An 8,637-nucleotide genomic window follows, 5' to 3' on the forward strand; every position below is an offset into this window, starting at 1 on the left:
TTCGTCAGCATCAATTCAACAAAGTAGAATTAGTGAAGTTTGTTAAGCCAGAAGATTCTTATGATGAACTAGAAAAATTGACAGGACATGCAGAAAAAGTTCTTCAATTACTGGGTCTTCCTTATCGAGTGTTAAGTATGTGTACCGCTGATTTAGGTTTCACTGCAGCAAAGAAATACGACATTGAAGTATGGTTGCCAAGCTATGAGACGTATCGTGAAATTTCTTCTTGCAGTAACTTTGAAGGGTTCCAGGCTAGACGTGCCAATATCCGATTCAGAAGAGATCCAAAAGCAAAACCTGAGCATGTTCATACATTAAATGGATCTGGTTTAGCAATTGGAAGAACAGTTTCTGCTATTTTAGAAAATTATCAGCAAGAAGATGGAAGTGTAGTGATCCCTGAAGTTCTTCGACCATATATGGGTGGGAAAACAGTAATCTCTCTTAATAAATAAATTAAAATAAAAACCTGGATGGACTTCATCCAGGTTTTTAAAAATGTGTTGAAAATAAATTTGTTGTATGATAAATTATATATTGTCAAAACGGAGGAATACCCAAGTCCGGCTGAAGGGATCGGTCTTGAAAACCGACAGGGGTGTTAAAGCCCGCGGGGGTTCGAATCCCTCTTCCTCCGCCATTATTTTAACTTTAAACCAAGCGCATAAATTGGAGATTGGAATTCGTTACATGCCGTTGTAACGAATTTTTTATTTATTTCTCCTCACCATTTTAAAACTCCTAAAAGGAAAAGGTCACCGTTTTTCAACGGTGACCTTTTTTATTTCATTACAATATTTGTTTTGCGGTTTTGATTTATGATATCAGAAACTTGTGAGATGATTTCCTGCATGGATTCTTCATCTTCACAGTCATATGAATCAATATCAAGTTGTAGGACTGGACACAGATCAAAGCGACTTATCCATTCACTATAACGGTCATATAGATCTTGCCAATATTGTGTGGGAGTTGCGATTTCCATCCCTCTTCCACGTCTATTGATTCGCTCAATGATACTATCTAATGAACCGTTAATATAGATTAATAAATCTGGTTTCGGAAAATATGGATCCATAATCATGGCCTCAAACATACTTGAGTATGTTTGGAAGTCACGATCACTCATGTTTCCAGACTCATATTGCATGCTACCGAAAATTTGATAATCCTCGAATATACTGCGGTCTTGAACATACCCACCGCCTTCTTCAACCATCGCTTTTTGTTGTTTAAAACGTTCAGCTAAGAAGAAAACTTGAAGATGGAATGACCATTTTTTAAAATCAGCGTAATAGTCTTCTAAGTATGGGTTATTGTCGACGCTCTCAAAGGCTGCTTTAAAATTTAATGCATTTGATAATTTGCGAGTTAAGGTAGATTTACCAACGCCAACTGTTCCTGCTAGGGTAATGATGGCATCCTTAGGTATATTATGAAGGTACATGAATGTGTTATCCCTTTCTAAAGTTGGATTTGCCGTTTTCTATATAGGATTAAGACTTAGAAGCGGCCCCTTTGAACAATTGATCTTGTATCATTTGAAGGATCGTTTGTAGATCTTTTTCATTTTTCACGAAGTCTAACTCATCTCCATTAAATTGGAGTACAGGAATTTGCGGATGCTTTTGTTGGAATGTTTCCATAAAGCTATGGTAGTCGAGAGAGAGCTGTTCCAGATAAAGTGGACTGATGTTCTTTTCAATTTCTCTTCCGCGTTTTTGTATTCTTTCAAGTATTGTATCAAGGCTTGCGTGCAGGTAGATGACCATGTTTGGGATAGGCATATCTTCTGTAAGAATATTGAATATGTTCAAATACTTATTGTATTGATTATTCTTTAGTGTTCTTTGAGCAAATATCAGGTTTTTGAAGATATGGTAGTCTGCCACTACGGGTTGTTGCTTCGACAGAAATTTTGTTTCAATGTCTTCCAACTGCTTGTAACGATTGCACAGGAAAAACATTTCTGTTTGGAAACTCCATTCATCAATATCTTCATAAAATTTTCCGAGAAAAGGATTTTCATCGACAATCTCCCTTAAAAGCGCAAACTGAAAATGTTCTGAGATTGCTTTGGAGAGGGTAGTTTTGCCAATCCCAATTGGCCCTTCGACGGTAATAAACGGTGTTTGATTCATTTGCGGCACGGCCTCCTGGTCAATTCAAATATCATCACACATTGGACATAACATTCTTGTTATATCAGGAGTAGAGTTTTAAAGGGTATAAGATTGATCCGTATTTTTACCCTACGTCTTTGATGATTTAGGATTTTTATGTCAAAAAAAAGAAAATGTTTAAATTAGACAAATGTTATTTTAACATAGACTATATCGTCTTGGAGAACATTTAAATACATATTAGATAGAAAATTTTTCAAGAGAGATTTGAAGGTTTTGTTACCGGGGATGTAAAAAGCCCCTTTATGAGGGGCTGTAAAAGAAAATGATACCGATACTGATTAAAAGATAATATCCTTACTTTTGCTGGTATTAGCTTTCAATACATGTGCCATCATTCGAAGAGCATATTCGTTATCATTCTGATCTGCCGATGCGATACAATCTGTTGGACATAGAAGGGAAAATTCTCGCATATAAGCATCATTGGCTGTGAATAGAACACAAATGTTACCTGCAATTCCTGTGAGGATTAATTTTTTCGCACCTAAATGGTATAACAATGTATTAAGTGCCGTACCATAAAATCCTGAATGTTTTGGTTTAATGAGGAAAAAATCATCATGATTCGGTGCTATTTTCTCAATTATGTGGCTGTTTTTTTCATTACTACACTTCTCGATGATTTTTTCGTAATTTGCCTGCCAAAGATTGTAGTGGTCGTTAACATAAATGATAGGGACAGAATTTTCTTTAGCTTTCCTCTTTAATAGAAGCAGAGGCTCCATGATGTGATGGGTGTTTTCTAGAAGTAGGTCTCCGTGTGTAAAGTTGAAATCATTAATCATATCTATTATTAATAAGGCATATTGGGATTTAGGCATGTAAAACTTCCTTCCTTGATAGGTTGTCACACATATCATCGTTTTTTAGTGTGCTTCATAAAATTTCAATTACTCATTTAGATAAAGGAGGTAAACTATGAGCTTGATGGATGACACTCTGTATATGAAAGAAGCAATAAATGAAGCTAAGATAGCAGAAGCGAAAATGGAGGTTCCTATAGGGGCTGTCATTGTCTTAGATGGACAGATCATCGCAAGAGGTCATAATCTACGTGAAAGCAATCAAAGCGCAATCGCACACGCAGAATTATTAGCCATTGAAGAGGCGTGTAGTAAACTAGGAACATGGCGTTTAGAACATGCTACCTTATACGTTACCCTAGAGCCATGTCCCATGTGTTCAGGTGCCATCATTCTATCGCGTATTGGCAGAGTGGTGTATGGTGCTGCTGATCCTAAGGCTGGTTGTGCTGGAACCTTCATGAACCTCTTAACCGATGAAAGATTCAATCATCAAAGCGAAGTAGTATCCGGTGTACTAGAGTCAGAGTGCGGCGAACTCCTTACGAATTTTTTCCGTCAAATTAGAGAACGAAAGAAAGAGGAAAAAAGAAGGAGAAAGGAATCTTTCTTGGATAACCTTGAAGGAATTAACAGGCAATAAGGATTGCTTTTTCTTTCATATGTAGGTATACTTATAAATGCGTCACTAAGACGCCTAACAATATGGTATCAATTTTGCCGTGCTAGGTGGGGAGGTAGCGGTGCCCTGTACTCGCAATCCGCTCTAGCGAGACTGAATCCCTTCTCGAGGTTAGCATACTGTAGGGCCTGCCCTAAGTAAGTGGTGTTGACGTCCGGGTCCTGCGCAATGGGAATCCATGAATCATGTCAGGTCCGGAAGGAAGCAGCATTAAGTGGAATCTCTCATGTGCCGCAGGGGAGCCTGGACCGAGCTAACTGCTTAGGTAACGCTTATGGGTGCTAATCGACAGAAGGTGCACGGCAGTTATTACATAATAAATCAAACATCCGTTTTAACGGATGTTTTTTTTGTACTTTCCTTCAATGTACAGAAGTGGACTTGAATACCTTTGATAAAAGGAAATAGGATACGTTATAATAGAAACGATTCGGTTAAAAGGGGGCAGGAGATTGGGATATCAAGCATTATACCGGGTTTGGAGACCTCAACAATTCGTTGACGTAGTCGGACAAGAACATATCACCAAAACATTACAAAATGCTCTGTTACAACAAAAGATCTCCCACGCCTATCTTTTTTCTGGCCCACGAGGAACAGGAAAAACCAGTGCGGCAAAGATACTAGCAAAAGCAGTTAACTGTGAGAAGGCTCCAATTAAAGAGCCATGCAATGAATGTACTGCATGCTTGGGAATAACAGATGGTTCTATTCCAGATGTAATAGAGATTGATGCTGCTTCCAATAATGGAGTCGAGGAAATCCGAGACATTCGAGATAAAGTGAAGTATGCACCTAATTCAGTTAAATATAAGGTATACATAGTCGATGAAGTTCATATGCTGTCAATCGGGGCGTTCAATGCGTTGCTAAAGACTTTAGAGGAACCTCCAAAGCATGTCATCTTCATATTAGCGACGACCGAACCACATAAAATTCCTTTGACGATCATCTCACGTTGTCAACGATTTGATTTTAAACGGATACAGCCACAAGACATCATAGGTAGAATGAATACAATCCTTGCTGACACAGGAATCGTGTGCAATGAAAAAGCTTTGCATATTATAGCACGAGCGGCTGAGGGGGGGATGCGTGATGCACTTAGTTTACTGGATCAAGCCATTTCCTTTAGTTCAAATGATGAAATATCAGTTGAAGAGGCTTTAACGGTTACTGGTTCAGTCTCTCAAAGTTTTTTAACGAACTTGGCTCAAGCTATCCATGTTAAGGAAGTAGCGGTAGCGCTACAGTTGTTGAAAGATTTATTAGCAATTGGGAAAGATCCTGTAAGGTTAATTGAAGATATGGTGTATTACTTTAGAGATATGCTGTTATACCAAGTTTCACCGGACTTGACGGACTCATTTGAGAAAGTGATTGTAGATGATGAATTCGTCGAACTTACAAGACGGATATCTTCTGATTTCATATACGGAATGATTGAAGGGCTAAATAAAACACAGCAAGAAATGAAATGGACCAATCACCCTAGGGTTTTACTGGAGGTTGCTCTAGTGAAGCTTTGTCATCAAGAGCAAGGAACAAGTGCCGTTATGCCAGCAGATGTGGGTACTTTAGAAAAGAAAGTCGAGATGCTTGAACGGGAACTGTCTCAGTTGAAATCGCAGGGAATCCAATCCCTAGGAACAGCTAAGCAAGCTCTGGCTAAAACTAAATCTCCAACTAAAAAAGTGTATAAGGTACCGATTGGAAAAGTCCATAACATACTTAAAAATGCCACGAAGCAAGATCTCCATAATATAAAAAGTCATTGGGCAGAAATGCTTAATATCCTAGGAACACAAAATATGAAATCAGCTGCAGCTTTATTAAGTGAGTCTGAACCAGTGGCTGCTTCTAGTGATGCTTTTGTGGTAAAATTCAAATATGATATTCATTGCCAGATGGCAATGGAAAATACGAGATTTCTTGAGACAATCAGTTCTATTTTAGCGAATATCGCTGGAACTCCTTATGCAATGGAAGGTGTTCCGGATAATCAGTGGAAAGAAATCCGTGAAGAATTTTTATCTAACCAATCAACAGATGGATTACAGGAAGAGGCAGAGAAGGTGGAAGAAGAACCTCTCGTTGCTGAAGCTCGTAGATTATTTGGTGATGAACTAATAGAAATTAATGATTAAGTAGGAGGAAACAATTATGATGCGTGGAATGGGTAATATGCAAAACATGATGAAACAAATGCAAAAAATGCAAAAGAAAATGGCTGAGGCACAAGAAGAGCTAGGTGAGAAAAGAATTGAAGGAACGGCTGGTGGCGGAATGGTATCTGTCGTTGTTTCAGGACATAAAGAAGTGCTTGAAGTCACTATTAAGCCAGAAGTAGTAGATCCGGATGATATTGAAATGCTACAAGACTTAGTTCTAGCTGCAACAAATGATGCATTGAAAAAAGCTGAAGAATTGACTAACCAAACGATGGGACAATTTACTAAGGGAATGAATCTTCCTGGCGGCATGTTCTAGGAGGCGTAAATCGTGCACTATCCCGAACCCATATCAAAGCTAATTGATAGCTTTATGAAACTGCCTGGAATCGGTCCTAAGACTGCTGCTCGACTAGCATTTTACGTGTTAAGCATGAAAGAGGACACGGTCTTGGATTTCGCAAAGGCACTAGTCAATGCAAAACGAAACCTAACATATTGTTCAGTTTGTGGACATATCACTGACCAAGATCCTTGTTACATCTGTGAAGACCCTAGAAGAGACCGTGATGTAGTCTGTGTAGTTCAAGATCCAAAAGATGTCATCGCCATGGAGAAAATGAGGGAATTCAATGGTCTGTACCATGTGTTGCAGGGAAGTATATCTCCAATGGATGGAATCGGTCCAGAAGATATCAATATTCCAAGTTTATTAAAGAGACTTCAAGATGCAACGATACAAGAAGTCATTCTAGCAACCAATCCTAATATTGAAGGAGAGGCGACTGCGATGTATATCTCTCGTCTCTTGAAGCCATCCGGCATTAAAGTAACAAGGATTGCTCACGGTTTACCAGTGGGGGGAGACTTGGAATATGCAGATGAAGTCACTCTTTCGAAGGCGTTAGAAGGAAGAAGAGAGATTTAAAGAATTGAGAAGGAGGGTCATGTGTGTTTTTTCGAAAAAAAGGCTGGTTACGCAGAGAATATGATCAACATCTTTTGAACCACCTTGGTGATATGAAGAAAAATTGGATGATCCATAAATCTCTATTAGATAAAAGTCTAGATCCATCAGAAGATATCATTGTATCTGCAAAAATTGCAGAGGCTAAATATTTTTATTTATTTAAAGAAGCGAAACAAAGAAACATCCAAGTTCAACGCACATGGTAATCTATAGAGATAGATGTTGAAATTAGTATGAATATCTGTTCTGAAAAAGCCTCCTTATTCATAGTTTGTTAGTACAAGCTAATGAATAAGGAGGTTTTTATTTTGGAACCAATTGCTTTTGTGACGGTCATCACTGGATTGATTCTTTTGTTATTGGTAATGGGAGCGCCAGTAAAACCGATGCGTTTTCTTGGAGGAGCATTCATAAAAATAATCATTGGTGCGATCTTTTTATTCTTTTTGAATGCTTTTGGCAATAGTATAGGGGTTCACGTACCCATTAACCCAGCTACTGCTGCTGTGGCAGGTTTCCTAGGAATACCGGGAGTTTGTGCGTTAGCTGCTATTCAATACTGGGTCATATAGAAACTATAAAATAACTCGTCATTGACGGGTTTTTTTGTACTTTAAGAATATATCAATTGGCAGCAAAAATATAAGTCGAAGTAGTGGTCCAATTTAGGAATAAAGTAGAAGTTCAACTAGGCATAACCCGGCGTATAGGGTTGACGCTAGCTAAGTTTTCTAATACTTCCTTTAGTAAAATTAAATATGTAGTAGAAAAATAGTGTAGTACACATAAATTAGAACATGATAAAATCCTTCTATTAACTACTAAGTAATGGAAAGGTTGATTTTTTGAGACAAATTATAGCTCTGGGTGGCGGTGGGTTTTCTATGGAACCTGATAACCCGCTACTGGACGAATATATTTTACGACAGTCAACAAAAGAAAAACCTGAAATATGTTTCATTCCAACTGCGAGCGGAGATTCAGACAATTATATCTCTCGTTTCTATCATGCTTTTAAGTCACATAATTGTGTTCCTAGTCATTTATCTCTTTTTAACCCACCTGCTAGAGACTTAGAGGGTTATCTATTGAGCAAAGATATTATCTTTGTTGGTGGGGGAAATACGAAGAATTTATTAGCACTTTGGAAGGAATGGAAACTTGATCAAGTAATGAAACAGGCATGGAATCAAGGGATAATTTTATCTGGTATAAGTGCAGGAGCTCTTTGTTGGTTCGAGGAAGGTGTTACAGATTCATTTGGAGATGGAGTTGAACCAATCAAATGTCTAGGGTTTTTGAAAGGAAGTCATTGTCCCCACTATGAAGGTGAAGAATTACGGAGACCCTCTTATAATAGATACATTCAGACAAAAACGATTCAAGGTGGAATAGCTGCTGATGATGGAGTCGCACTACATTATATTAATGAAGAATTAAAGCATATTGTAAGTTCAAGGCCATCGGCTAGTGCTTATAGAGTGAAGGAGTATCAGGGCAAAATAGTAGAAGAAAAATTAAAGACGTATTATTTGGGAGAATAAGTAGAAATTCTATTTTAAAAAATTCCCTATATTATATTGACATAAGAATAGATTAGTTGTTATTATAGTAAACGTCGCTGATGCTTAAAGGAATTATACGAAAAACTTTATTAAAAAACTTTATAAAAGTTATTGACTTTCACAGTGTTGAAATGATATATTAATAAAGTCGCTTCTGAGCGATAAGATAAAAGAATTGCTCTTTGAAAACTAAACAAAACAATACGTCAACGTTTAAATTTTAGTCTTTTTAATAAAGACATTTTATGAGCAAGTCA

10 protein-coding genes, 1 tRNA gene, 1 other RNA gene and 1 pseudogene are annotated in these 8,637 nt (G+C 37.6%); 10 read left to right on the forward strand and 3 right to left on the reverse strand.

Annotation, left to right across the window (positions count from 1 at the left end; all coding sequences use genetic code 11):
* Positions 1–458, forward strand: a pseudogene (gene serS, locus DBX25_RS21585) (serine--tRNA ligase); the annotation flags it as partial.
* 92 nt (positions 459–550) lie between these two features.
* Positions 551–643: transfer RNA gene (locus tag DBX25_RS20030), tRNA-Ser, on the forward strand.
* Positions 644–784: 141 nt separating this feature from the next.
* Here the strand turns inward: DBX25_RS20030 and DBX25_RS20035 are convergent.
* From DBX25_RS20035 to DBX25_RS20045, 3 genes are all read right to left on the reverse strand, one after another.
* Entirely contained in the window at positions 785–1,450 is a 666-nt protein-coding gene (locus DBX25_RS20035; RefSeq protein WP_108672523.1) for a deoxynucleoside kinase, read from the reverse strand.
* Between the two features lie 49 nt (positions 1,451–1,499).
* The gene (locus tag DBX25_RS20040; protein WP_108672524.1) at positions 1,500–2,144 is read right to left on the reverse strand and encodes a deoxynucleoside kinase; all 645 of its coding nucleotides are present in this window, start codon (positions 2,142–2,144) and stop codon (positions 1,500–1,502) included.
* A 323-nt stretch (positions 2,145–2,467) separates the two neighbouring features.
* Positions 2,468–3,010 carry a cysteine hydrolase family protein gene (locus DBX25_RS20045; protein ID WP_108672525.1) on the reverse strand — a complete coding sequence of 181 codons (543 nt, stop codon included), beginning with the start codon at positions 3,008–3,010 and terminating at the stop codon, positions 2,468–2,470.
* 97 nt (positions 3,011–3,107) lie between these two features.
* Between DBX25_RS20045 and tadA the strand changes: the two genes are divergently transcribed.
* The 8 genes from tadA (at position 3,108) to DBX25_RS20085 (ending at position 8,359) form a co-directional block, all read left to right on the forward strand.
* Positions 3,108–3,635 (forward strand): tRNA adenosine(34) deaminase TadA, encoded by a 528-nt coding sequence (gene tadA / locus DBX25_RS20050; protein ID WP_420812974.1) that lies wholly within the window; start codon positions 3,108–3,110, stop codon positions 3,633–3,635.
* A 77-nt stretch (positions 3,636–3,712) separates the two neighbouring features.
* Positions 3,713–3,977, forward strand: an RNA gene (ffs, locus tag DBX25_RS20055) — signal recognition particle sRNA large type.
* A gap of 149 nt (positions 3,978–4,126) precedes the next feature.
* Positions 4,127–5,821: a DNA polymerase III subunit gamma/tau gene (gene dnaX / locus DBX25_RS20060; RefSeq protein ID WP_108672526.1), complete on the forward strand. Its 1,695-nt coding sequence runs from the start codon at positions 4,127–4,129 to the stop codon at positions 5,819–5,821.
* Between the two features lie 16 nt (positions 5,822–5,837).
* On the forward strand, positions 5,838–6,164 hold the full coding sequence (locus DBX25_RS20065; protein ID WP_108672527.1) for a YbaB/EbfC family nucleoid-associated protein: 327 nt from the start codon (positions 5,838–5,840) through the stop codon (positions 6,162–6,164).
* A 12-nt stretch (positions 6,165–6,176) separates the two neighbouring features.
* A complete protein-coding gene (gene recR / locus DBX25_RS20070) occupies positions 6,177–6,773 on the forward strand; it encodes a recombination mediator RecR (RefSeq protein ID WP_108672528.1) in 597 nt (198 codons plus the stop codon).
* A 23-nt stretch (positions 6,774–6,796) separates the two neighbouring features.
* A complete protein-coding gene (locus DBX25_RS20075; RefSeq protein WP_108672529.1) occupies positions 6,797–7,021 on the forward strand; it encodes a YaaL family protein in 225 nt (74 codons plus the stop codon).
* Between the two features lie 102 nt (positions 7,022–7,123).
* Positions 7,124–7,387 carry a pro-sigmaK processing inhibitor BofA family protein gene (locus tag DBX25_RS20080; RefSeq protein WP_108672530.1) on the forward strand — a complete coding sequence of 88 codons (264 nt, stop codon included), beginning with the start codon at positions 7,124–7,126 and terminating at the stop codon, positions 7,385–7,387.
* A 273-nt stretch (positions 7,388–7,660) separates the two neighbouring features.
* Complete coding sequence (locus DBX25_RS20085; RefSeq protein ID WP_108672531.1) at positions 7,661–8,359, forward strand: Type 1 glutamine amidotransferase-like domain-containing protein; 699 nt, start codon at positions 7,661–7,663, stop codon at positions 8,357–8,359.
* Positions 8,360–8,637: the final 278 nt, after the last annotated feature.

The organism is Peribacillus acanthi (genome assembly GCF_003073175.1).
GTDB lineage: Bacteria > Bacillota > Bacilli > Bacillales > DSM-1321 > Bacillus_BN > Bacillus_BN acanthi.

Bases quoted from the DNA above. Each gene is read 5' to 3' on its own strand.
- DBX25_RS20045 (WP_108672525.1), bottom strand. From the start codon at position 3,010: ATGCCTAAATCCCAATATGCCTTATTAATAATAGATATGATTAATGAT.
- DBX25_RS20065 (WP_108672527.1), top strand. From the start codon at position 5,838: ATGATGCGTGGAATGGGTAATATGCAAAACATGATGAAACAAATGCAA.
- DBX25_RS20040 (WP_108672524.1), bottom strand. From the start codon at position 2,144: ATGAATCAAACACCGTTTATTACCGTCGAAGGGCCAATTGGGATTGGC.
- tadA (WP_420812974.1), top strand. From the start codon at position 3,108: ATGAGCTTGATGGATGACACTCTGTATATGAAAGAAGCAATAAATGAA.
- DBX25_RS20035 (WP_108672523.1), bottom strand. From the start codon at position 1,450: ATGTACCTTCATAATATACCTAAGGATGCCATCATTACCCTAGCAGGA.